The organism is Bradyrhizobium valentinum (assembly GCF_001440405.1).
GTDB lineage: Bacteria > Pseudomonadota > Alphaproteobacteria > Rhizobiales > Xanthobacteraceae > Bradyrhizobium > Bradyrhizobium valentinum.
In genome coordinates, this window is the sequence record NZ_LLXX01000208.1 from 12,662 (window position 1) to 34,721 (window position 22,060).

Annotated in this window: 22 protein-coding genes and 1 pseudogene; 16 read left to right on the forward strand and 7 right to left on the reverse strand. The window is 62.9% G+C overall.

The features are described from left to right. Positions 1–122: 122 nt before the first annotated feature. The 4 genes from argJ (at position 123) to CP49_RS36385 (ending at position 3,720) form a co-directional block, all read left to right on the forward strand. Positions 123–1,364, forward strand: a complete 1,242-nt coding sequence (gene argJ / locus CP49_RS36370; RefSeq protein ID WP_057854920.1) for a bifunctional glutamate N-acetyltransferase/amino-acid acetyltransferase ArgJ — start codon at positions 123–125, stop codon at positions 1,362–1,364. A gap of 15 nt (positions 1,365–1,379) precedes the next feature. Next, the gene (locus CP49_RS36375; RefSeq protein WP_057854921.1) at positions 1,380–1,790 is read left to right on the forward strand and encodes a (deoxy)nucleoside triphosphate pyrophosphohydrolase; all 411 of its coding nucleotides are present in this window, start codon (positions 1,380–1,382) and stop codon (positions 1,788–1,790) included. An 847-nt stretch (positions 1,791–2,637) separates the two neighbouring features. Beyond that, entirely contained in the window at positions 2,638–3,030 is a 393-nt protein-coding gene (locus CP49_RS36380) for a hypothetical protein (RefSeq protein ID WP_057854922.1), read from the forward strand. Positions 3,031–3,231: 201 nt separating this feature from the next. Further along, positions 3,232–3,720 carry a DUF6647 family protein gene (locus tag CP49_RS36385; protein ID WP_338060450.1) on the forward strand — a complete coding sequence of 163 codons (489 nt, stop codon included), beginning with the start codon at positions 3,232–3,234 and terminating at the stop codon, positions 3,718–3,720. Positions 3,721–3,868: 148 nt separating this feature from the next. Here the strand turns inward: CP49_RS36385 and CP49_RS36390 are convergent, their stop codons facing one another. Both CP49_RS36390 and CP49_RS43910 read right to left on the reverse strand, forming a co-directional pair. Then, positions 3,869–4,666: a helix-turn-helix transcriptional regulator gene (locus CP49_RS36390; protein ID WP_057854924.1), complete on the reverse strand. Its 798-nt coding sequence runs from the start codon at positions 4,664–4,666 to the stop codon at positions 3,869–3,871. A 242-nt stretch (positions 4,667–4,908) separates the two neighbouring features. Then, positions 4,909–5,019 (reverse strand): annotated as a pseudogene (locus CP49_RS43910) (IS5/IS1182 family transposase); the annotation flags it as partial. Positions 5,020–5,352: 333 nt separating this feature from the next. On the opposite strand from CP49_RS43910, the gene CP49_RS36395 reads away from it, so the two are divergent. Next, a complete protein-coding gene (locus tag CP49_RS36395; protein WP_057854925.1) occupies positions 5,353–6,036 on the forward strand; it encodes a hypothetical protein in 684 nt (227 codons plus the stop codon). A gap of 169 nt (positions 6,037–6,205) precedes the next feature. Here the strand turns inward: CP49_RS36395 and CP49_RS36400 are convergent, their stop codons facing one another. Continuing rightward, positions 6,206–7,051 (reverse strand): methyltransferase domain-containing protein, encoded by an 846-nt coding sequence (locus tag CP49_RS36400; RefSeq protein WP_057854926.1) that lies wholly within the window; start codon positions 7,049–7,051, stop codon positions 6,206–6,208. A 78-nt stretch (positions 7,052–7,129) separates the two neighbouring features. Between CP49_RS36400 and CP49_RS36405 the strand changes: the two genes are divergently transcribed. From CP49_RS36405 to CP49_RS36420, 4 genes are read left to right on the forward strand one after another with little or no spacing between them, the layout of a single operon-like run. Further along, a complete protein-coding gene (locus CP49_RS36405; RefSeq protein WP_057854927.1) occupies positions 7,130–7,939 on the forward strand; it encodes a ComF family protein in 810 nt (269 codons plus the stop codon). A 44-nt stretch (positions 7,940–7,983) separates the two neighbouring features. Further along, complete coding sequence (gene grxC, locus CP49_RS36410; protein WP_057854928.1) at positions 7,984–8,256, forward strand: glutaredoxin 3; 273 nt, start codon at positions 7,984–7,986, stop codon at positions 8,254–8,256. Further along, positions 8,253–9,131 carry a carbon-nitrogen hydrolase family protein gene (locus CP49_RS36415; RefSeq protein ID WP_057854929.1) on the forward strand — a complete coding sequence of 293 codons (879 nt, stop codon included), beginning with the start codon at positions 8,253–8,255 and terminating at the stop codon, positions 9,129–9,131. The genes grxC and CP49_RS36415 overlap by 4 nt, the downstream gene beginning before the upstream one ends. After that, on the forward strand, positions 9,128–9,598 hold the full coding sequence (locus CP49_RS36420; RefSeq protein WP_057854930.1) for a DUF1178 family protein: 471 nt from the start codon (positions 9,128–9,130) through the stop codon (positions 9,596–9,598). Before CP49_RS36415 ends, CP49_RS36420 begins: the two co-directional genes overlap by 4 nt. Before the next feature lie 334 nt (positions 9,599–9,932). Here CP49_RS36420 and CP49_RS36425 read toward each other — a convergent pair whose 3' ends face one another. From CP49_RS36425 to CP49_RS36435, 3 genes are all read right to left on the reverse strand, one after another. Continuing rightward, complete coding sequence (locus CP49_RS36425; protein ID WP_057854931.1) at positions 9,933–10,832, reverse strand: DMT family transporter; 900 nt, start codon at positions 10,830–10,832, stop codon at positions 9,933–9,935. 252 nt (positions 10,833–11,084) lie between these two features. Next, positions 11,085–11,852 (reverse strand): bifunctional 2-polyprenyl-6-hydroxyphenol methylase/3-demethylubiquinol 3-O-methyltransferase UbiG, encoded by a 768-nt coding sequence (ubiG, locus tag CP49_RS36430; protein ID WP_057854932.1) that lies wholly within the window; start codon positions 11,850–11,852, stop codon positions 11,085–11,087. 3 nt (positions 11,853–11,855) lie between these two features. Continuing rightward, positions 11,856–12,335 (reverse strand): PH domain-containing protein, encoded by a 480-nt coding sequence (locus tag CP49_RS36435; protein ID WP_057854933.1) that lies wholly within the window; start codon positions 12,333–12,335, stop codon positions 11,856–11,858. A 173-nt stretch (positions 12,336–12,508) separates the two neighbouring features. Between CP49_RS36435 and CP49_RS36440 the strand changes: the two genes are divergently transcribed. The 5 genes from CP49_RS36440 (at position 12,509) to CP49_RS36460 (ending at position 19,815) form a co-directional block, all read left to right on the forward strand. Continuing rightward, complete coding sequence (locus CP49_RS36440; RefSeq protein ID WP_057854934.1) at positions 12,509–13,762, forward strand: aspartate kinase; 1,254 nt, start codon at positions 12,509–12,511, stop codon at positions 13,760–13,762. Positions 13,763–14,088: 326 nt separating this feature from the next. After that, positions 14,089–16,356, forward strand: a complete 2,268-nt coding sequence (gene ptsP / locus CP49_RS36445; RefSeq protein ID WP_057854951.1) for a phosphoenolpyruvate--protein phosphotransferase — start codon at positions 14,089–14,091, stop codon at positions 16,354–16,356. A 55-nt stretch (positions 16,357–16,411) separates the two neighbouring features. After that, positions 16,412–17,491 (forward strand): peptide chain release factor 1, encoded by a 1,080-nt coding sequence (gene prfA, locus CP49_RS36450; protein ID WP_057854935.1) that lies wholly within the window; start codon positions 16,412–16,414, stop codon positions 17,489–17,491. A gap of 202 nt (positions 17,492–17,693) precedes the next feature. Beyond that, entirely contained in the window at positions 17,694–18,578 is an 885-nt protein-coding gene (gene prmC, locus CP49_RS36455) for a peptide chain release factor N(5)-glutamine methyltransferase (protein ID WP_057854936.1), read from the forward strand. A gap of 487 nt (positions 18,579–19,065) precedes the next feature. Then, the gene (locus CP49_RS36460; protein WP_057854937.1) at positions 19,066–19,815 is read left to right on the forward strand and encodes a DUF4167 domain-containing protein; all 750 of its coding nucleotides are present in this window, start codon (positions 19,066–19,068) and stop codon (positions 19,813–19,815) included. A gap of 146 nt (positions 19,816–19,961) precedes the next feature. Here CP49_RS36460 and CP49_RS36465 read toward each other — a convergent pair whose 3' ends face one another. Beyond that, a complete protein-coding gene (locus tag CP49_RS36465) occupies positions 19,962–20,708 on the reverse strand; it encodes a methyltransferase domain-containing protein (protein ID WP_156438858.1) in 747 nt (248 codons plus the stop codon). A 120-nt stretch (positions 20,709–20,828) separates the two neighbouring features. Here CP49_RS36465 and gloB point away from each other — a divergent pair, with 120 nt between their 5' ends. Continuing rightward, positions 20,829–21,596, forward strand: coding sequence for a hydroxyacylglutathione hydrolase (gene gloB, locus CP49_RS36470; protein WP_057854938.1), 768 nt, complete (start codon positions 20,829–20,831; stop codon positions 21,594–21,596). Further along, positions 21,596–22,030, forward strand: coding sequence for a cupin domain-containing protein (locus tag CP49_RS36475; RefSeq protein ID WP_057854939.1), 435 nt, complete (start codon positions 21,596–21,598; stop codon positions 22,028–22,030). Before gloB ends, CP49_RS36475 begins: the two co-directional genes overlap by 1 nt. The last annotated feature ends 30 nt before the right edge of the window (positions 22,031–22,060 follow it).

Here is a 22,060-nt window from a genome sequence, read left to right on the forward strand (position 1 = left end):
TCGTCGTGGCCGGGCCGAAGCGCCCGGCCGTTCCATGTCCGGGGACCGGTTGTCAGGCCCTGAAGACGTCGATGCCGGCGCAGGTCCGGCGATGGTTGATCTGGCCCGAAGAAGGTGCTCGCATGTCCGCTTCCGTCTCCCCCCTCGCCCCGACCGATGTCCCAGAGATGCCCGCGATTGCGGGTGTGAAGCTCGCCACCGCCGCGGCCGGCATCCGCTACAAGGGGCGAACCGACGTGCTGCTCGCCGTCATGGACAAGGGCACCACGGTCGCCGGCGTGTTCACCAAATCGAAATGCCCGTCCGCTCCAGTTGAATGGTGCCGCGCCAAGCTCAGCCGGGGACAAGCCCGCGCGCTGGTGGTGAATTCCGGCAATGCCAACGCATTCACCGGCAAGACCGGCAAGCAGTCGACGGCGCTGACCGCGCAAACCGCCGCGAAGGCGGTTGGCTGCAGCACCGGCGACGTGTTCCTCGCCTCCACCGGAGTGATCGGCGAACCGCTCGACGCCACCAAATTCGACGGTGTGCTGGCGACGCTGGCCGAAGCTGCGACGCCCGACCACTGGACGGACGCTGCCAAGGCCATCATGACCACCGATACCTTCCCGAAGGTCGCAACCGCCACGGTGAAGCTCGGCAAGGCCAAGGTGACCATCAACGGCATGGCCAAGGGTGCCGGCATGATCATGCCCGATATGGCGACCATGCTGTCGTTCGTGTTCACCGACGCGCCGCTGTCGTCCGCCGTGCTGCAGTCGCTGCTCAAGAGCGGCGTCGAGGACACCTTCAACGCCATCACGATCGACAGCGACACCTCGACATCGGATACGCTGCTGGCCTTCGCCACCGGCACAGCCGCAGCCGGCGGTGCGCCGAAGATCAGCCGCGCCAGCGACCCGCGGCTGAAGGCGTTCGCCAAGGCTTTCCACGGCGTGCTCGCCAACCTTGCCGAACAGGTGGCCCGCGACGGCGAAGGCGCGCGCAAGCTGGTCGAAGTGATCGTCGAAGGCGCGACCACCAAGAACTCGGCGCGCAAAATCGCGATGTCGATCGCGAATTCGCCGCTGGTGAAGACGGCGATCGCCGGCGAAGACGCCAATTGGGGACGCGTGGTGATGGCAGTCGGCAAGGCCGGCGAGCCCGCCAACCGCGACAAGCTTTCGATCTCGTTCAACGGCATTCGCGTCGCAAAAAGCGGCGCGCGCGATCCGTCCTACAACGAGGCTGAGGTTTCCGAGGCGATGAAAAATCCGAAGATCCAGATCAAAGTCGCGCTTGGCCTCGGCAAGGGCCGCGACCGCGTGCTGACCTGCGACCTCACCAAGGAATATGTCGCAATCAACGGCGACTACCGGTCATGAGCGAGACAGCGGCGCATGGCTGACATCAAGCTCACTCTCGTGGTCGCCTGCGCCCTGGTCGATGCCGACAAGCGCGTGCTGATCGCGCAGCGCCCGGAAGGCAAGGCGCTCGCCGGCCTGTGGGAATTTCCCGGCGGCAAGGTCGAGCCCGGCGAACGGCCGGAGCAGACATTGATCCGCGAACTGCATGAAGAGATCGGCATCGACGTCAGCGAGCCATGCCTGGCGCCGCTGACCTTTGCGAGCCACGCCTATGATAGCTTCCATTTGCTGATGCCGCTCTACATCTGCCGGCGCTGGGAAGGCATGGTGATCGCCCGCGAGGGCCAGCAACTGGCGTGGGTCCGCGCCAACAAGCTGCGCGACTACCCGATGCCGCCGGCGGACATTCCGCTGATCCCGCATCTGATCGATTTGTTGATGTGAGATTCCGAAAGTCGCCGTCATGGCCGGGCTTGTCCCGGCCATCCACGTCTTGATCACCATCCAAAGGAAAGACGTGGATGCCCGGGACGAGCCCGGGCATGACGAAGCGGAGACTTAACTCTTCTTCCCCTTCACACCGCCCCTCCAAACTCGCTTTCGCCGAGCCCGGCCGCAGCGCCTCTTCCGCGGCACGCAGAGCCCAGACGCAAAAAACGCGAAAACAACCCCATGCAAAGTAGAATGGGGCCGGCTCGCCGCACTCGTGCTGCTTGCGTCCGGGGCACGAGAAGAAAAATGGCCCGTCGTCACGGCCCAACCTACGGTGTGGACTCATAACGCGCGGGCGAACTTGGTTGAGGTCAGGTTTGCGCAGCGGTTCTTTGACTTGCGGGTCGCGCCACAGACCCAAGGGCTTCGGTTACAGCTCCCATCGAACGATCTCTCCATCGTTCATGGGTGCATCGGCCCGCCGTCCGCGCTTTAGAACCGCCCCCAGCGATTTGCGTCATCCCGTGTTGACTGCGGCTTCAGTTCGTTATCGCAGGTTGCCGAGCCAGAGTGCGGCTAGCGTCGCGCGGGCATGCATAAACGACAACGAACCACCTTTCTAGGTAGTTTTCAGACGCATCACGCGGCGCGATATTCAGCACCGCTGCTCCGGTTGCAAAAGCGGGAGCATCGACGTCCCCGAGAGACATCGAGAGATCAAAGATCTCCCGGTGGAGAATTTTTACGACATGACCTTCGTATTTCCAGTGCGATTGATCGCACGATCTAGCGCCTCCGAGACGCGGGTGTTGCCTTTCTTCTCAATACTCACACCCGGAGCGGCAATCGATATTGAGCGGTGAATATCCAAGCGCCTTCTTTTTCAAAACAATCATCGCGGACCAAACTGCCTCAGGAGCTTTTCTTGCAAATTTACAGAAATAAACTTGGTCACGCCGACCATGCCATTGCGCGGCTGCCTTTGACATGGTGGGAGCGCGCCTGCTTCCGGTCAAAGCTGCGCGAGGATATCAGGGACAGATCTGATTTTCTACGCGATGTCGGCATCGACGTGCTTGAAGCGCATGCTGAAGCGTGCCGCTTTTTCTGGCAACCGATCACGCTGAAGCGCCTGCCAATCCTGGATTATGCCCCTGCAACTGCCGCCATCGCGCGGTCAGCCGTCGAGGCCGTCGGTTCCAGATATTGTGCTGACAACGCATTAAATCATCAATCTGCCGTGGTGTCCTGATAATGAAAAACACTTCGCACCCTTCGGCCGTACCGCCGCCTCTCGCTCCGTTTCACGTCGAAAAGGAAAGGCAAAGCTTCTTCGCTTTTATCATGTCGGCGCTGCACAGCTCACGGCGCCTTCAGGCAGGTCGAATCCTGCGTCAATACGAACACTTGATCGCGCCTTCCGAGCAATCCGCTCCGCGCCAATCTAGCCAGGATTCCGAAACTCGGGAAATGCTCGTCAGCAGCCGGCCGCGCTGCGGTCTTGCTGCAGGAGGTCGTTTCCTTGGATAGCCTGATCGCAATCTACATCGCATGGATCGTTGCCCAGACCGGTTTGTCGGCTCCCGATCATCCGCCGATCCACTTCGTGACACCGGCGGAAATGGCAATGCGACACGGCTCGCCGGAAAATAGCGGGCTGGAGTTGCAGGCGCTCTACAATCGCGACGAGGGGTCAATTTACCTGCCTCAGGGCTGGCGACCCGATGATCTGCGACAGAAAAGCACTCTGGTGCATGAACTGGTGCACCACGTGCAGAGATCAAACAACATCGTCCTCCCCTGTATTGCTGCTTACGAACGCCAAGCATACGAATTGCAGATCAAATGGCTGCGGGAAGAAGGGGTGACCGATCCGTACGAACTTATCAAAACCAACGAGCTGGGCATCTACATGGTTAGCGTATGCCGTGACGGGTCATAAATGCCGAATGGGCCAAGGGACCTGGCTCAATCACTTCGCCTCGTAGTCCGATGCTATCGATTATCTAGCTAGCCGCGGCCACGGATCTCAGCCCTAAAGACGGTCCAAAAACTGAGGGTGTCTATAGCAGCACTGCGGGCTCAATGCGTTATCGCAGCTTGCCGAGCCAGAGTGCGGCTAGCGTCGCGCGGTTGCGCACGCCGAACTTGGCGTAGATCGACTTGACGTGGAAGTGCGTGGTGTTCGGACTTTGGTCAAACTTCTGCGCAATCTCCTTTTCCGCGTGCCCGTCGAGCAGTGCGAGCAATACCCTGCGCTCAGCTGGTGTCAGGGCCGCGTCGGCGATGAGCAGGCCGTGGCTGAGCAGTTGTCGACGGTGAAACCATCTCAACCCCCGCATCGTGAAGCCCAGGCGCTGGCCGTCGTGCGCCGAGAAGCGAGGTGCCTGTGCATCGCGAAATACGAACAGGTGGATCCTCACGTCGTCATTGAGCGCAACGCGCACTGAAATGCTGTCGGCGAATCCGACGTCCAAATAGTGCCGACGATAATGCTCGCCCTCGAACCATTCCGGCGGCAGCGCTTCGAACAGCCGGCGGACACGGAACGGCTCATCTCCCGACACGGAAAGAATCTGAGACAGGTCGACGTTGTTGGACCAGAGCGTATCGTACTGCTTCTGCACAGATGCCGCCACGGCCGGTATCGGGTCCAGCACCCGGACAAGGCGCGGACGCCAGCCAAGCAAGGGATCGGTCCGCTTCGGCGAAGGCAATCGCACGACCGCACCCCATAGCACATTGCGTGCCGACAACATGGTACGCAGTGCGGACAGCAGGTGTGTCAGCGCGGCGTCGCCGTCGGCGACCGAGAAGTCGGCCAGCCGATCCCAGAGTGCATAGACATCTTGGTTTTGCGGATCGATGGGATCCGTGGAGAGGTGCATGTCATTCCCAAAGCGTGTGCAGGTCGCCGGCCTGCGCGGGCATGCATAAACGACAACGAACCACCTTTCTAGGTCGTTTTCAGACCCATCACGTGGCGCGATATTCAGCACGGGTGCTGGGAAGACGGGTCCTCCCACCGTGACGACATTGGGAGATCAACGATGCGCACAACAAGGGGCGCGCGCGGGCTTGAGAGGCCCGGCGACGGCCGGACGGAGAGGCGAGGGCGTCCCAGCTTTTTCGCTGTCAACGAGGCGGCGAACTTGTCGTAGCGTGTCGCGACCCGACGACATTGCTTGATCCGATTGAAGAACAGTTCGACTCTGTTAGGAACGCGGTAGAGATAAGGGGCTGCAGCAGATTGCTCACGCGGCTTGTTGGGCAGCACCGGCTATGGCAACCCATTCACAATCGGCGAGTTCATAGCGCATGATCAGAGCTCCCATTTCGGAGTTTGGGTCACAGGCGTCCGGCCAAAACGCAACGCGTCTGGTCCTGGCTCGGCTTCGGCGCTTTCGGGGTAAAGCCGACATCGACTAGTCCACACGCGCCGGCGAATCTGTCGAAAATGACCCAAAGCGGACTTCGCCCCGATCATTCAAAGTTGAGCATTTCACGCCATGAAAGGTTGATGTATTAGGCTTACGCAACCGGGCGCGTGACCCCTGACATTTCGGTGTAGGCAATGAGTTTGCAGATCAACCTTGGGGAGCGCGGGACCTTAATCATTGGGGAACCGTACACCTCAATTATGATTGTCTGCGCGCTTGGCGTTGCAGTTCTATGGATACTGATCTTCGCCCGAGTGCAGCGGACGAAAGTTCGTCTATTGCTGATGACTCTTGTGCTGATCACTCTGCCGATCTTGGCGCTCTGTATTCCTGCATCCTGGTACGTCGTCAGATCGATGCTTGTCCCCGCCGAAACTGCGGAGGTCGCGCTTCCTAATTTGGAAACCACTATTGGACTTGAGTTTTATGGCTTGGACTGGAGCAACGACTCGGGGCGCTATCTCGTCGTAAGAAATGCTGCCGGTGTGATCCGACAAGGCATGTCCGCCTTTGACTGGGCGCACTGGCCCAGAACGAGCATCTATCTCATCGGTGACGGACGGGTCGCCGTATTGGGGCCAACCTATGATGACTACGTCGTTGACCCAAAAGGGCGCACCATCGATGGCCTTTGGCACGGAACACGTTCCGATACCTGGACCTATTTCGGAGCGTTCGATTTCAAGAACAGGAAGTTAGTGTTCATTCCTGCATCAGAGCAGCGCGAATGCACGGCGACACGGGGCATAACAGATCCATCGGCCACTCGGCCCCAAGGGCGCAATGATCGGTGCAATCAGGAGGCACTCAAAAACTAAGTGTGCTTGCAAGAGCAGAGCCCTATTTCCGCTTCTGGCCCTTCGCGACATATTGCGCCGCGGCGCGAGCCTGGTCGCAAACTGGGCAAAGCGGACATAGTCTTCGTCGCGTCGCGCCGACGGGTTATGGGTACACGGCCCAACCTAATCTCATCCCGCTTTGGGTTGTCTATTTGGGAGCAGTTTTCTTCACGGCCGCTTCCAGGCTTGCTTTCGCCGATCCCGGCCGCAACGGCTTTTGCTGGCTTTCATGCGGCGCCCAGCCGGACAGCCAGATCACATCGAAGGTCGCGCGGATGCGGCCGTCGGAATCGGAAAAGCGTTCGCCGTAAATCTGCGCCATCCGCAACATGGTGGTACGGCGGGTCGGCGTGCGCCGCCGCTCGATCAAAACATTGCTCGCGCCCATCCGCCTGAGATCGGCCATCAGCGCGAACGCGCTGTCGTAGCGCGCCACGACGCGGTCGACGTCGGTGACCGGCAGCGCAAAGCCGGCGCGCTGCAGCAGCGCGCCAATATCGCGCAAGTCCGCAAACGGCGCGACCCGCGGCGACACCCCGCCCTCGCATTCGGCCTCCGCTGCGGCAAAGGATTGCCGGAGCTCGGTCAGCGTATCGCCGCCGAGCATTGCCGCGAGCAACAAGCCATCGGGCTTCAACGCGCGGCGGATCTGCGCCAGCACGCCCGGCAAATCATTGACGAACTGGAATGCGAGCGCGGAAACGGCAAGATCGAGGGATTCCGGTTGCAGCGGAAGGATTTCCGACTGACCCCATTCAATTCGCGCGATCGACTGGAAACGATCGGCCGGCGGCTTTTGCAGCAATTCGCCTGGCGTCCAGATTTCGGCTACGTCGGCAAACCTCCGCGTCACCGCCTGCAGTCGTTCTTCGAAATCCTCCCTGATACGATCGAGCAAAAACGTCACCGGCCCGCCCCGCCGCGCGCGATCAAGTCGCGCGCGCAGCAGCGCACGGTCGAACAGGATGGGCGCAGCGGTCGGGTTCGAAGCCATGCGCGGTTGGTACGCTGGCCGCCCATATCTGGCAATGCCGCGCTTGAGCTGTACGCGGCACGGCGCTAGCCTCGTGCCATGGACGCCGAGGCATCACCACCACGCTCGATCTCCAGCCATCTGCGCGGCGCGCTCGGCGCCTGCCGCGACGCATTCGCGCATCTTCCAAAGCTCGCGCTCGACATCGCGCTGCCGACGCTGTGCGTTTCCTGCCGCGAGCCGGTCGACGGCGAGGGTGTCTGCGCGGCGTGCTGGGCGAAACTGTCGTTCATCGCGCCGCCGTTCTGTCCGCGACTCGGCATCCCCTTTGTGTACGATCCCGGTCCGGAATTGTTGTCGATGGAGGCGATCGCGAGCCCACCGGCGTACCAGCGCGCCCGCGCCGCGGTGCGCTATGACGACGTCGCCCGCACGCTGGTGCATTCGCTGAAATATCAGGACCGCACGGATCTGGCGCCCGCGATGGGCCGCTGGATGGCCCGCGCGGGGCAGGAATTGCTCGCAGACGCCGACGTGCTGGTGCCGGTTCCCCTGCACTGGCGACGCGGCTGGAGCCGCCGCTACAACCAGTCCGGCGCTTTGGCGCGGGTGATTTCGCGCCAAAGCGGCGTGAAACTGGTCACCGAGGCACTTCGGCGCATCCGGGCGACCGAGCAACAGATCGGACTGTCCCGGCCGCAGCGCGCCAGCAATGTGCAGGGCGCCTTCAAAGTCGCAGCCGACCGCATGGCCGATATCCAGGGCCGCCGCATCATCCTCATCGACGACGTGCTGACGTCAGGTGCCACGACCGACGCTTGCGCCCGGGCGCTGCTGCGCGCCAAGGCCGCGCAGGTCGACGTGCTGGTATTCGCGCGGGTTGTGGACAGCCACCGGGCTCCCATATAATTCAAAGACTTGTAATTCAAGAACTTGCCAAATCAGGGCGCGCCATGACTGCCATTGAAATCTACACCCGCCCGGGCTGCGGCTATTGCACCGCCGCCAAATCGCTGCTGACGCGCAAGAATGCCGCGTTCACCGAATTGAGCGTAGCAACCGACCCCGCCTATCGCGCGCAGATGTACGACCGCGCCGGCGATGGTTCGACCTTTCCGCAGATTTTCATCGGCACAACCCATGTCGGCGGCTGTGACGAGCTTTATGCGCTGGACCGCGCGGGCAAGCTGGATGGCTTGCTGGCGGGAGAAAAGGCCCCCTCATGAACGCTGGCTCGACCTTTACCGCTGCCATGGTGCAGATGCGCACCGGGCTGTTGCCCGAGCCGAGCCTCGAGCAGGGCATCGGGTTGATCCGTGAGGCCGCCGCACAAGGCGCCGACTACGTGCTCACCCCCGAGGTGAGCAACATGATGCAACTGAACCGCAAGGCGCTGTTCGAGCATCTCGCCGCGGAGCAAGACGACCTCTCGCTGAAAGCCTATCGCGCGCTGGCCGCGGAACTGAAGATCCATCTCCATATCGGCTCGCTGGCGCTGCGCTTCTCGCCGGAGCGCGCCGTCAACCGCTCGTTCCTGATCGGGCCTGACGGCAATTTGCTCGCCAGCTACGACAAGATCCATATGTTCGACATCGACCTGCCCGGCGGCGAGAGCTATCGCGAATCCGCCAATTACCAGCCGGGCGAGACGGCGGTGATCTCGGATCTGCCGTGGGGTCGGATCGGCCTGACGATCTGTTACGACGTGCGCTTTCCGGCGCTCTATCGCGCGCTTGCCGAAGCCGGTGCGTCGTTCCTCACGGTGCCGTCCGCCTTCACCAGGAAGACCGGCGAGGCGCATTGGCACACGCTGCTCCGCGCCCGCGCCATCGAGAACGGTTGCTTCGTGTTCGCCGCAGCGCAGGCCGGCATGCACGAAAACAAGCGCGAGACCTACGGCCATTCGCTGATCATCGCCCCCTGGGGCGAAATTCTCGCCGAGGGCGGCGTCGAGCCCGGCGTGTTCCTCGCCGAGATCGATACATCCAAGGTCGAGACGGCGCGGAGAGCCGTGCCGTCGCTGCAGCATGGCAGGCGCTTCGGCATTGCCGACCCCAAGGCCGGCCCGGAGCATCTGCACCTCGTCCGGGGTTCGGCATGATCCGCTACAACCTTCGCTGCGAGCGGGGCCATGCTTTCGAAAGCTGGTTTCAAAGCTCGGCGGCCTACGAGACCCAGGAAAAGCGCAAGCTGGTGAGCTGCCCGGCCTGTGGCTCGGTGAAGGTCGAGCGCGCCATCATGGCTCCGCAGATCGTCACCCGGAAAGGTCGCGAGGCGGCCGTGCCCGCGCCGGCCGCGCCCGCGGATGCGCCGGCATCGGAATCGACGCCGCTCCTGATGGCGCAGGAGCGCGAGCTGCGCGCCAAGCTGAAGGAATTGCGCGATCACATCGTCAAGAACGCCGACAATGTCGGCGAGCGCTTCCCCAACGAAGCGCGCAAGATGCACTACGGCGATATCGAACATCGCCCGATCTACGGCGAGGCCTCGCCAGATGAAGCGCGCGCGTTGATTGAAGAAGGCGTCGAGGTCTCCCCACTGCCGGTGCTGCCGGACGATCGGAATTGACGTTTCACACCCCTTGTCATTGCCTGCGACAAACGCGAAGCGTTTGCGCAAGGGAGCGAAGCGACGAAGCAATCCATCTTCCTGCTTGCTGAGCCATGGATTGCTTCGCGGAGCCTGTCATCGGGCGCGCATTCGCGCGACCCGTTGGCTCGCAATGATGGCTAAGGGCGCAGTCTTTAAGCAGCTACCAATTTTCGTAGCAACCATTAGACCCTCATGGTGAGGAGGCGCGTTAGCGCCGTCTCGAACCATGCGGCCCCATCCGGGCCTTCATCCTTCGAGACGCGCGAAGACGCGCTCCTCAGGATGAGGTCTGGCAGTGCTGTAGCAACCATCAAACCGCCACCAGCAGCGCTACGCCGGCCACGATCAGCACGATGCCGGATAGTTCACGCGCCGATAATGGCTGCTTGAACGAGTAGTACGACACCGCCTGCGCGAACAGCACCTCGACCAGCGCCAACGTGCGCACATTGGCGGCCGCCGTCAGCGCAAACGCCAGGAACCAGAATTGCGAGGCGAACGCGCCCATGAAGCCCGCAAGCATTGAGGGTTTCCATAGCCCCAGGATTTTCTTGAGCACGTCGGGCGCGCGGACCAAGAGATAGACCGTCAGCACCAACGTCTGCACGAACAGCCCGAACACCAGCGTGAACGACGCCGCCGTCACAAAGGAGACGCCGGGCACTGTGATGATAGCGCCGCGAAAGCCGATCGCCGAGAGCGCGAAGCAACCGGCGGCGACCAGGCCGATGATGGTCGGCTTCAACTCCGCAAAGCCCTTTCCCCCGCCTGGCCGCAGCGCGGTGATGACCACGCCGATGGTCGCAATCATGATCGCGACCACTTTCAACAACGTCAGGTGATCGCCGAGGAAAATGAATCCGAAGATCGCGGTCTGGATCGCCTCGGTCTTCAGATAGGCCGTGGTCACGACGAACGAGCGGTCGTTCATCGCGAGCAGCATCAGACCGGTGGCGACGATCTGACTGAGCGCGCCCAGCAGCAGCCACGGCCAGAACATTGCTACTGGCCACGGCACGTTGTCGCCAGTGAAGGCAACCACCACGGCAAAGAAGACCAGCGAGAACGGGAAGCCGAACAGGAAGCGGATATTGGTCGCGCCCCAGGTCCCGAGCGGCGCTGTCAGTGACCGCTGCATCGCATTGCGCGCGACCTGGCCGAGCGCAGCGATGATGGTGAAGGGAATCCAGAGGGAGGCGACGGAGAGCATGGGAAATACCGGCGGAAGGCTGTCGCACCGTGCCGGTCGGGACGGATGCGGTCAACAGGACCGGCGTCATGACAGGATTGCACGTGGTCCGAAACGTAGTGTCGTCCCTGCGAAAGCAGGGACCCATACGCCGTGCTCTCTCATGTGAGCACGCATGGTAGACATCTCGTAACCCAAACAGCGCCGCGGGGTATGGGTCCCTGCGTTCGCAGGGACGACAGCAGTTATGCGGCTAAAGTGCAGGCATCAAACTCACATCCCCTCTGCCACCACCATGTAGTTCACGTCCATGTCGGACGAGATGCTCCATCTGTCGGTAAGCGGGTTGTAGATCACGCCGGCCTGTTCGGTGATGGTGAGGCGGTTGTGGGCGAGATGCTGCGCGAGTTCGTCCGGGGTGACGAATTTGTCCCATTGATGGGTGCCACGCGGCAACCAGCGCAGCACATATTCCGCGCCGACGATCGCGAGCGCAAAACTCTTCCAGTTGCGGTTCAGTGTCGAGACCACCATCATGCCGCCCGGCTTGACCATCGCCGCACAGCGCGCAAGGAACGCGCCGACGTCGGTGACATGCTCGATCACCTCCATCGCCAGCACGATGTCGAAGCGCTCACGCACATCCATCGCCTCGACGGTGGTGCAGCGGTAGTCGATCGACAAATGCCCCTTGTCGGCATGCAGCTTGGCGGCGGCGATGTTGGTGGGAGAAGGATCGATCCCGATCACCTGTGCGTCCAGCCTCGTAAACGGCTCGCACAACAGCCCGGCGCCGCAGCCGATATCGAGGATGCGCAGGCCCGAGAGGCAGCTCAGGCTCCGCGCATTGCGATCGAACTTGCGGCAGGCGGCATCGCGGATATAGGCGAGCCGCAGCGGATTGATCTTGTGCAGCGGGGCCATCTTGCCCCTAGGGTCCCACCATTCGTCGGACAGTTTTGAAAACTTGGCGACTTCGGCGGGGTCAACGCTGCCGCCCATCGCGGAAAAGCCGGCGGATGAATTTTGCTGCGTAACCATGATTTAGGTGCCGGCCGGTCGGGTGGTGATGGCGGTACGAAACGCCAGTGGGCGCGAAATGGTGGAAATGGTTTGGGTGCCCTCGCCGACGCCCTGAATGGTGACGTCGCCGTAGTTCATGATGCGGCCGAGGATGCTCTGGTTGACGTCGACGCTCTCGACCTTGTCGAGGCTCATCTCGAAGGTCCGCCGCTTGATGAAGCCCGTCTTGTGGACGACCCGCATATTGGTGACGTCGGTCTCGGTGGTCCAGCGATGGAACCAGGCCGTCGCTGTCCAATATAGCGCCGCAAGTCCGGCGACGGCCGCCAGCGCCAGGCAAAGCAACATCAGCGCGTCGGCAGTGACCATCCGCGACAGCACCAGAAATACGATCGTCACAGTCCACGCCCCGATGGCCGGCAGATAGAACATCCAGTGCGCGTTGGTCGAATACAGCACCTTCTCGTCGGGCTGCAGGATATCATCGATATAACGGCCCATACGCCTGCCCTGACTTAACCCGCTACCACAGCAATTTGCGCCATTTCGGGCCGAAAACGAAGCTGGTTGCTTGCTCCGGACCGCGCCGCTATGTATACGCCGCTTTCGGCCCGGGCGCTCCAATTTCCGTGCGGGTCATCTAACTTATCCTCACAGGGAATGCACGCGTCGTCATGGGCCGCCTCGTGATGAAATTCGGCGGTACGTCCGTCGCCAATATCGACCGAATCCGCAACGTCGCGCGTCACGTCAAGCGCGAAGTCGATGCCGGGCATGATGTCGCCGTTGTCGTGTCGGCCATGGCCGGCAAGACCAACGAGCTGGTGGAATGGTGCCGCGACGCCTCGCCGATGCATGACGCGCGCGAATATGACGCCATCGTGGCATCCGGCGAGCAGGTCACGTCAGGGTTGCTCTCGATCGTGCTTCAAGGCATGGGCATCCAGGCGCGCTCGTGGCAGGGCTGGCAGATCCCGATCCGGACTTCCGACGCCCATGCCTCGGCGCGGATTCTCGAGATCGACGGCGCAGAGATCATCCACCGTTTCAAGGACCGCCAGGAAGTCGCCGTCATTGCCGGCTTCCAGGGCATCAACCCGCAGACCAACCGGGTCACCACGCTGGGGCGCGGCGGTTCGGATACTTCGGCGGTGGCTATTGCTGCCGCGATCCGCGCCGACCGTTGCGACATCTATACCGATGTCGATGGCGTCTACACCACCGATCCCCGCGTGGTTCCAAAGGCGCGGCGGCTCGACAAGATCGCGTTCGAGGACATGCTGGAACTGGCTTCGCAGGGTGCCAAGGTCCTGCAGGTGCGCTCGGTGGAACTCGGCATGGTACACAACATGCCTGTGTTCGTCCGTTCCAGCTTCGACAAGCCAGAGGATATCGACCCGCACGGCACGCCGCCGGGCACGCTGATCTGCAGCGAGGAGGAAATCATGGAAAGCCACGTCGTCACCGGCATCGCCTTCTCCAAGGACGAAGCCCAGATTTCCGTACGCCAGATCGAGGACAAGCCGGGCGTTGCCGCCGCAATCTTCGGGCCGCTGGCTGAAGCCAACATCAATGTCGACATGATCGTCCAGAACGTCTCCGAGGACGGCAAGACCACCGACCTCACCTTCACCGTTCCGGCCTCCGATTATGCCCGCGCCCGCGACACGATCAGCTCGGCCAAGGCCAAGATCGGCTATGCCCGGCTCGACAGCGCCACCGACGTGGCGAAGGTTTCCGTGATCGGCAGCGGCATGCGCAGCCATGCCGGTGTCGCGGCGCAGGCGTTCACCGCGCTGGCCGGGCGCAATATCAACATCCGCGCCATTACCACCTCCGAGATCAAGTTTTCGGTGCTGATCGATGCGGCCTATACCGAACTCGCGGTGCGCACCCTGCACACGCTCTACGGGCTCGATCAGACTTAGAACGATTTTCTCTCAAATTTAGCGCATGGTCTGATCGCCAACGGCTGTGGTTTGGCAGATCATGCGCTTCGCTGGCGCAGCATCGCTGCCCTGACACATACGTTATTGCTTCTGGCAGGCGTTTTGCTTGGCAAAGCAAGCCTCGATTGGCTATACGGCCTGTGAGGTGGGCGCCGCAAACTTGTGCCATGGTTTTGGCGATCCGATTCGGCCGGGATCAGGTGCCTGCGGCGGCGCCGAATGAATTAAATTTGTTGTTTTTCGTGCGTTTCACGCCAGCTACCGGCCACCCGGCGGGCTGGCCTTGCGGGGGAGGATACCAGCACATGCGGAGCGCGTCGGGAGGTCCCCGCGTCTTGTTGAGACGGCTCCGCGAAACCATGGCGGAGAAGGTCTCGGCGCAGGAGCGTCTGGACAAGATCGTGGTGCTGATCGCGGCCAACATGGTGGCCGAGGTCTGCTCCTGTTACGTGCTGCGCATCGATAACACGCTCGAACTTTATGCCACCGAAGGTCTGAACCGCGACGCGGTGCACCGGACGGTGCTGAACGCGCATGAGGGCCTCGTCGGCCTCGTCGCCAGCGAGGCGAGCCCGCTCAACCTCTCCGACGCACAAAGCCATCCGGCATTCTCGTTCCGCCCGGAAACCGGCGAAGAAATCTACCATTCGTTCCTCGGCGTGCCGATCCTGCGCGCCGGCAACACGCTCGGCGTGCTCGTGGTGCAGAACCGCGCCAAGCGCACCTATGTCGAGGAAGAGGTCGAGGCGCTGCAGACCACCGCCATGGTGCTGGCGGAGATGATCGCCTCCGGCGAACTGGCGGCGCTGGCACAACCCGGCGCAGAACCAGCGGCGCGGCATTCCCTGCACAAGACCGGCGCGATCCTTTCCGACGGCATCGCGCTCGGCCATGTCGTGCTGCACGAGCCGCGCGTCGTCATCACCAACTACATCGCCGAAGACCTGCCGAAGGAAATAAAGAAGCTCGACGCGGCGCTCGCCAAGCTGCGCGCCGACCTCGACCGCATGCTGGAGCGCGGCGACGTCGCCGACAGCGGCGAGCACCGCGACGTGCTGGAAGCCTACCGGATGTTCGCCAACGACCACGGCTGGTCGCACAAATTGCATGAGGCGGTCGCCACCGGCCTCACTGCGGAAGCCGCCGTCGAACGCGTGCAATCCGATACCCGCGCGCGCATGCTGCGCTCGACCGATCCCTATCTGCGTGACCGCCTGCACGACCTGGAAGACCTCGGCCATCGCCTGATGCGGCAACTGGTCGGACAGGATCACGCGCCGTCGCGCGAACAGCTCCCCGAGAACGCCATTCTGATCGCGCGCGCGATGGGACCGGCGGCGCTGCTCGACTACGATCGCAAGCGGCTGCGCGGCCTGGTGCTGGAGGAAGGCACCGCGAATTCCCACGTCTCGATCGTGGCGCGCGCGCTCGGAATCCCTGCGGTCGGCGAAGTCCCGAACGCGCCCGGCATTGCCGACCCTGGCGATCCCATCATCGTCGACGGCACCTCGGGCTCGATCTATGTCCGCCCCTCAGCCGAGATCGAATCGGCCTACGCCGAGCGGGTGCGGTTCCGCGCTCGCCGTCAGGCGCAGTATGCCGCGCTGCGCGACAAGCCCTGCGTCACCAAGGACGGCCAACCGGTCGAGCTGATGATCAACGCGGGCCTTGCGATCGACCTGCCGCATATCGACGACACCGGCAGCGCCGGCATCGGTCTGTTCCGTACCGAGTTGCAGTTCATGGTCGGCCAGAGCCTACCCCGCAGCTCCGACCAGCTTGCGCTCTACCGTACAGTGCTGGACGCCGCAGGCTCCAAACCGGTCACGTTCCGCACCCTCGATATTGGCGGCGACAAGGCGTTGCCCTATATGGAGACCGTGATCGAGGAAAATCCTGCGCTCGGCTGGCGCGCGATCCGGCTCGGGCTCGACCGGCCCGGATTGCTACGCGGCCAGATCCGCGCGCTGCTGCGGGCCGGTGGCGGCCGCGCGCTGAAGATCATGTTTCCGATGGTTTCTGACGTCGCCGAGTTCGATTCCGCCAAAGCGATCGTTGAGCGCGAACTGACCTATCTGCGCCAGCACGGCCATGCGCTGCCAGAACGCATCGACGTCGGTACCATGGTGGAAGTGCCGGCACTGCTTTATCAGCTCGACGAGCTCCTGAAGAAGGTCGATTTCGTTTCGGTCGGGTCGAACGATTTGTTCCAGTTCATGTTCGCGGTCGACCGCGGCAACGCCAAGGTTTCCGAGCGGTTCGACACCATGTCGGCGCCGATCATGCGTGCGCTGCGCGACATCGTGCGCAAGGCGCGGGCGGCGAAGAAGATGGCATCGCTGTGCGGCGAGATGGCCTCAAAGCCGCTCGGTGCGCTGGCGCTGATCGCGCTTGGCTACCGCTCGCTGTCGATATCGGCCACCGCCCATGGTCCGGTGAAGGCGATGATCCTCGACCTCGACGCCAAAAAGGCCGAAGCTGTCATGATGCCGCTGCTCGACGCGCCGGCCGGCAGCGTCTCGATCCGGCAGAAGCTGACGGAATTCGCAGAAGCAGAGGGGCTGTCGTTGTAGCGAGGCTCAGTCCCGACAACGCTGCCGCCCGCATCCGCTCCTTGAGAACAACGCCATGCTACCCGAAGCCAAACTCGATATCCTGCTCGCCCACCACGCCTCGTTGGAGGCCGAGCTGCTGGGCCAGGTGAATTCCGAGAAGTACGTTCAGATCACGCGCGAGCTCGCCGAGCTCAATCCGCTGATCGACGCCGTAAAGGCCTATCGCGTGGCACGGGCGGAGATTTCGGGCGCCGAATCGCTGCTGGCTGACGCCGCCACCGACCCCGAGATGCGCAGCATGGCCGAAGCCGAGCTCGAAACGCTGCAGGCGCGCGTCGCCGAACTGGAGCAGAAGATTCGCGTGGCGCTGCTGCCCAAGGACGCCATGGACGACCGCAACGTGATGCTGGAAATCCGTGCCGGCACCGGCGGCGACGAGGCCTCGCTGTTCGCCGGCGACCTGTTCCGGATGTATGAGCGGTTTGCCAGCCTGCAGGGCTGGAAGGTCGAGGTGATCTCGGCCTCCGAAGGCACCATGGGCGGCTTCAAGGAAATCATCGCCGAGGTGCAGGGCCGCGGTGCATTCGCCAAGCTGAAATTCGAATCCGGCGTGCACCGCGTGCAGCGCGTGCCCGACACCGAAACGCAGGGCCGCATTCACACCTCCGCAGCAACGGTGGCAGTGCTGCCCGAAGTTGAGGATGTCGATGTCGACATCAAAAACGATGACTTGAGGATCGAGACCATGCGCGCGCAAGGGGCCGGCGGTCAGCACGTCAACAAGACCGAATCGGCGATCCGCATCACCCATATTCCGACCGGCATCGTCGTCATGATGCAGGACAGCCGCTCGCAGCACAAGAATCGGGCTTCTGCGATGAACATCCTGCGCTCGCGCATCTACGACGCCGAGCGCCAGCGCGTCGATGCCGCGCGCTCCGCCGAGCGCAAGGAGAAGGTCGGCTCCGGAGATCGTTCCGAGCGCATCCGCACCTATAATTTCCCGCAAGGCCGCGTCACCGACCACCGCATCAACCTGACGCTCTACAAGCTGCCGCAGGTGATTGCGGGCGAAGCGCTGGGCGAACTGATCGAAGCGCTGACCACCGAGCATCAGGCCGCGCAGCTTGCCGCGCAAGGCGCGGCGGCGTGAGCACCATCCGCGTGTCGTCCCCGCGAACGCGGGGACCCATCAACAGTTTCGATGTCGTCCCTGCGAAAGCAGGGACCCATAACCCCAGGCGTTCGCTGCTACCAGAGATATCAACCCACGTCGCCTTAATTGAAGGGCCGCGGCGTATGGGTCCCTGCTTTCGCAGGGACGACGTGTGGAGGGATTTGGGCGAGGACTCCACGTGACCGGCGCCTTCACCAACCAAACCGTCGAAGCGGCACGGCGCGCGCTCACCGCGAGACTCAAAACCGCCGCCATCGATTCCGCCGAGCTCGACGCGCGGATTCTGATAGGCCATGCACTGGGCCTCGACCTGACCGGCTTGATCGCGGCCGCGCAACGCCGACTAACGCCGGACGAATCGACGCGTCTCGAAGAATTCGTCCGGCGCCGTCTCGCGGGTGAGCCGGTCGCACGCATTCTCGGCGAGAGGGAGTTTTGGGGCCTGCCGCTGCAGCTTTCGTCCGCGACGCTGGTGCCGCGGCCCGATACCGAAACGGTGGTCGAACTGGCGCTGGAGCTGTTGCGCGCGGGCGGCGATCTCAATCGCCCCCTGCGCATCGCCGATCTCGGCACCGGCTCCGGCGCAATTTTTCTCGCGCTGTTGTCCGAGTTGCCGGCAGCAAAGGGATTCGGAACCGACATCTCCGAAGCCGCACTGCGAATCGCGGCGGCCAATGCGGCCCGCGCCGGGTTGTCGGAGCGCGCGGCCTTCATCGCCTGCAATTATGCGTGCGGACTGTCCGGTCCGTTTGATCTGATCGTCTCGAATCCGCCCTATATCCGCTCGGCCGATATCGGCGGTCTGGCGGCGGAGGTGAGGGATCATGATCCGCGCGCCGCACTCGATGGCGGCGCAGACGGGCTGGATGCCTACCGCACGCTGATCCCGCAGGCGGCCGGCCTTCTGGCGCCGGGCGCCGCCCTGATCGTGGAGGCCGGTGAGGGTCAAAGCGGCCCAATCCAGGCCCTGATGAAGGCCGCCGGGTTAAAGGCTGCGCCCGCCCCCAAAGCCGATCTGGCGGGCATTCCGAGGGCCGTCGCAGGTCACAAAATGGCCCGATAAAGTCCTTTTCGAACGCAAAAAAACCCCTTGGAATATTCCCCGGGAGCGACTACGTTCCGCCCACAACATCGGTCCAGGGTTGCTGGCCCCGTAAGGTTACGCGGGTGAGGCCAGAGTTCTCGAATGAGAGCCCGCCGGGTGAAAGGTTCCAAAACGCAGGTCGAATCGAGCGCAATAGCTGGAGCTGTGCTGCTCTCGACCGCAAAGCGAACGAAAGCCTGATATTGCGGTTGAAGACTTACGCAACAGCCGGTCACGCGAAGCCGTCACGCAAGACGATTAGGCTGGTTTTGGCAGGCTGAATGATTTGGTCCGGCGCGCGTATGAACGCCGCCGGGTGGGGAACGCGTCTTTGCTGAACGCGATGGTTGGCGACATCGACGACATGAAACTGAACGGCACCGTGATTCGGTGCGCCAGAGCGCGCCGGGTCGGATCAGGTTACAACGGCAACTGCATAACTTCAGGGCTGGAATAAAGGCGAGACATGAGAAACGGTCAAAACAACAAGCGGATGCGTAACCGGAATAACAACAATAACAACAATAATAACCGGCGTGGTCAAAACCCGATGACCCGGGTGTTCGAATCGAACGGGCCCGATATCAAAATCCGCGGCACGGCCTCGCACGTCGCCGAAAAATACGTTCAATTGGCGCGCGACGCGCGCTCTTCCGGCGACCCGGTCGCGGCGGAGAATTACTACCAGCATGCCGAACACTATTTCCGCCTGATCGCCGCCGCACAGGAGCAGTTCCGCCAGAACCAGCCGCAGCCGCGCCTCGACGCCGAGACGCCGCCGACGGAAGACGGTGACGACGATGGCGAGAGCTTCTCGCATTTCGGCCAGGAGCCGGGCTTCGTCCCCCAGCAGCCGCAGCCCTACGTCCGCGACAACAATCCGCGTGAACAGCGCGGCGATGGCCAGCCCTACCAACGCGACCAGCAGCCGCGCGAACATCGCGAGCGGGACCGTGAACGCGAGCACCGTCCGCAGCCGCAATATCAGCCGCAACCCCAGCCGCAGCCGGTGATTGCCGATACCGGCGGCGTCGATCGCCTGCCCTCCTTCATCACCGGCCCGCAGCCGCAGGTGAATGGCACGCCCGGTGGGTATGAAGAGGGCCGTGGCGGCGAGCGTTTCCCACGCCGGCGCCGCCGGCCGCATGGCCCGCGTCCCGACAGCATCGCCGCGCCAGCCGCCCCGAGCGAAGATTTCAATCCGGGGAATGAGTAGGTAGCGGTAACTCTCGCCATCTCGTCGTCCCCGCGAACGCGGGGACCCATACGCCGCGGCCGTCATTTGAGGCGCGCGGGTCGACGATCTCTTAAACAAATACCGCCGGTGGTTATGGGTCCCTGCTTTCGCAGGGACGACTGAGACTACGCCTTATCCCTTGTCGCCGTCGACGACGGCACCAGCGCCGGCTCCAGCGAGGGAATCAGCCGCGCGCGTTCGCGGCCCACGGGAATCGCACGATAGACCTGCTTGGTCGCTTCCACGACATGGACGCCTGCGAACGGCAGCGACAGCGCGGCGCCGACACGCTCCCATGCCATGGCCGAGCGCAAAAACCAGCTATTGCCGACCGGCGGCAGGAACAGCGCTTCGCCCCACGCCGCCGGCGTGAACCAGGTTTGCCGCAGCAACTGCGTGATCTGCGCCCGCGAATAGGGCCGGCCGTGACCGAACGGCGTATTGTCGGTGCGCGTCCACACGCCACGCCTGTTCGGGATCACCGCGATCAGGCGGCCAGACGGCGCCAGCACGCGCCACACCTCGCGCAGCAAGCGCTCCGGATCGTCGGACATTTCCAGCGCGTGGACCAGCAGGATCCGATCCACCGCGGCGTCCGGCAGCGGCATCGAAAATTCATCGATCAGGGAAGCCAGCGCAGGCCGCCCCGTCGGCCATTTCAAGACGCCCTGCGCCGCCGGCATGAAGGCGATGCAGCGCTCGGAATCCTCGCGAAACAGGCCGAGATAGGGCGTCGGATAGCCGAGCCCAAGCACACGCTGCCCTGCCGCATCAGGCCAGCGCGCCCGGATGCCGCGGTTGATCAACTGTCGCGCGACGACGCCGAGGCGCTGCGAATAGAAGTCGCGGAGATCGATGACGTCGATGGTCATGAGCGCAATCTACCACACCGTGTTTCGTTACGGCGCGCCGAAAATGGCATTGCCGCGCCAGCGTTAACGCCATATTTCTGGGGAATTAATGGGGCTGAAAGCCTTACTCACGGAGCAATCATGGCCGCAGAAATTCGCACTTTCACCTGCCTCAGCGACAATTTCGGCTATTTGATCCACGATCCCGCGACCAAGGCAACCGCATCGATCGACGCGCCGGAAGCCGCCCCGATCATCAAGGCGCTGGAGCGCGAAGGCTGGACGCTGACGGATATTCTCGTCACCCACCACCATCACGACCATGTCGGCGGCGTCGCCGAACTGAAGCAGAAATATAATTGCCGGGTTGTCGCCCCCAACGACAAGTCCACCAAGATCGCCAATGTCGACCTGCGCGCGGCCCATGGCGATGTGATCAAGGTGGGTAGCCTGTTGGCGCGTGTGCTGGAAACGCCCGGCCATACGCTCGATCATATCTCCTACGTGTTCGATACCGAAAAGGCGGTATTTGCCGCCGACACGTTGTTCTCGATCGGCTGCGGCCGGGTATTCGAGGGCACCTATCCGATGATGTGGGATTCGCTGTTGAAGCTGCGCGCGCTGCCCGACGATTTCAAACTCTATTGCGGCCATGAATATACCGCCTCCAACGTCAAATTCGCACTCACCGTCGACGGCGACAACCCCGCACTCAAGGCGCGCGCCGAGGAAGTGACGCGGCTTTGTGCGGAGAACAAGCCGACGATCCCCGTGCTCTTGGGAGACGAGAAAAAATCCAACGTCTTCCTGCGCGCCGACGAGCCGTCGGTGGCAGCCAAGCTGCACATGAAAGGCGCGAGCGCAGCCGAAGTGTTCGGCGAACTCCGCGAACGCAAGAACAAGTCCTGATGGCGCTCTCGAAAGAAGCCGCCGAGATCATCGCGCGGCTCGACCTGAAGCCGCATCCCGAAGGCGGCCATTATCGCGAGACGTTCCGCGACGAAAGCGTGGATGCCGATGGGCGTTCACGATCGACCGCAATCTATTTCCTGCTGGCGCGCGGCGAGCGCTCGCATTGGCATCGCATCGATGCGGTGGAGACCTGGCATTATTATGCGGGCGCCGCGCTGACGCTGCAGATCGCCGACGGCAAAGGCCGACGTAGCGTGAAGCTCGGCGCGGATCTCGCCGCTGGCGAAGAGCCGCAGGCGATCGTTCCACCGCAGGCCTGGCAGGCCGCGCAGAGCACCGGCGACTGGACGCTGGTCGGCTGCACCGTTGCGCCGGGATTCGAATTTGCGAAATTCGAGATGGCGCCGAAGGGATGGGAGCCCTCTTCGTAGGATGGGTGGAGCGAAGCGATACCCATCAAT

What these genes read in the sequence shown, in the direction of transcription:
- argJ (WP_057854920.1), top strand. Translation starts at nt 123, where the DNA reads ATGTCCGCTTCCGTCTCCCCCCTCGCCCCGACCGATGTCCCAGAGATG.
- CP49_RS36375 (WP_057854921.1), top strand. Translation starts at nt 1,380, where the DNA reads ATGGCTGACATCAAGCTCACTCTCGTGGTCGCCTGCGCCCTGGTCGAT.
- CP49_RS36390 (WP_057854924.1), bottom strand. Translation starts at nt 4,666, where the DNA reads ATGCACCTCTCCACGGATCCCATCGATCCGCAAAACCAAGATGTCTAT.
- CP49_RS36395 (WP_057854925.1), top strand. Translation starts at nt 5,353, where the DNA reads ATGAGTTTGCAGATCAACCTTGGGGAGCGCGGGACCTTAATCATTGGG.
- CP49_RS36400 (WP_057854926.1), bottom strand. Translation starts at nt 7,051, where the DNA reads ATGGCTTCGAACCCGACCGCTGCGCCCATCCTGTTCGACCGTGCGCTG.
- CP49_RS36405 (WP_057854927.1), top strand. Translation starts at nt 7,130, where the DNA reads ATGGACGCCGAGGCATCACCACCACGCTCGATCTCCAGCCATCTGCGC.
- grxC (WP_057854928.1), top strand. Translation starts at nt 7,984, where the DNA reads ATGACTGCCATTGAAATCTACACCCGCCCGGGCTGCGGCTATTGCACC.
- CP49_RS36415 (WP_057854929.1), top strand. Translation starts at nt 8,253, where the DNA reads ATGAACGCTGGCTCGACCTTTACCGCTGCCATGGTGCAGATGCGCACC.
- CP49_RS36420 (WP_057854930.1), top strand. Translation starts at nt 9,128, where the DNA reads ATGATCCGCTACAACCTTCGCTGCGAGCGGGGCCATGCTTTCGAAAGC.
- CP49_RS36425 (WP_057854931.1), bottom strand. Translation starts at nt 10,832, where the DNA reads ATGCTCTCCGTCGCCTCCCTCTGGATTCCCTTCACCATCATCGCTGCG.
- ubiG (WP_057854932.1), bottom strand. Translation starts at nt 11,852, where the DNA reads ATGGTTACGCAGCAAAATTCATCCGCCGGCTTTTCCGCGATGGGCGGC.
- CP49_RS36435 (WP_057854933.1), bottom strand. Translation starts at nt 12,335, where the DNA reads ATGGGCCGTTATATCGATGATATCCTGCAGCCCGACGAGAAGGTGCTG.
- CP49_RS36440 (WP_057854934.1), top strand. Translation starts at nt 12,509, where the DNA reads ATGGGCCGCCTCGTGATGAAATTCGGCGGTACGTCCGTCGCCAATATC.
- ptsP (WP_057854951.1), top strand. Translation starts at nt 14,089, where the DNA reads ATGCGGAGCGCGTCGGGAGGTCCCCGCGTCTTGTTGAGACGGCTCCGC.
- prfA (WP_057854935.1), top strand. Translation starts at nt 16,412, where the DNA reads ATGCTACCCGAAGCCAAACTCGATATCCTGCTCGCCCACCACGCCTCG.
- CP49_RS36460 (WP_057854937.1), top strand. Translation starts at nt 19,066, where the DNA reads ATGAGAAACGGTCAAAACAACAAGCGGATGCGTAACCGGAATAACAAC.
- CP49_RS36465 (WP_156438858.1), bottom strand. Translation starts at nt 20,708, where the DNA reads ATGACCATCGACGTCATCGATCTCCGCGACTTCTATTCGCAGCGCCTC.
- gloB (WP_057854938.1), top strand. Translation starts at nt 20,829, where the DNA reads ATGGCCGCAGAAATTCGCACTTTCACCTGCCTCAGCGACAATTTCGGC.
- CP49_RS36475 (WP_057854939.1), top strand. Translation starts at nt 21,596, where the DNA reads ATGGCGCTCTCGAAAGAAGCCGCCGAGATCATCGCGCGGCTCGACCTG.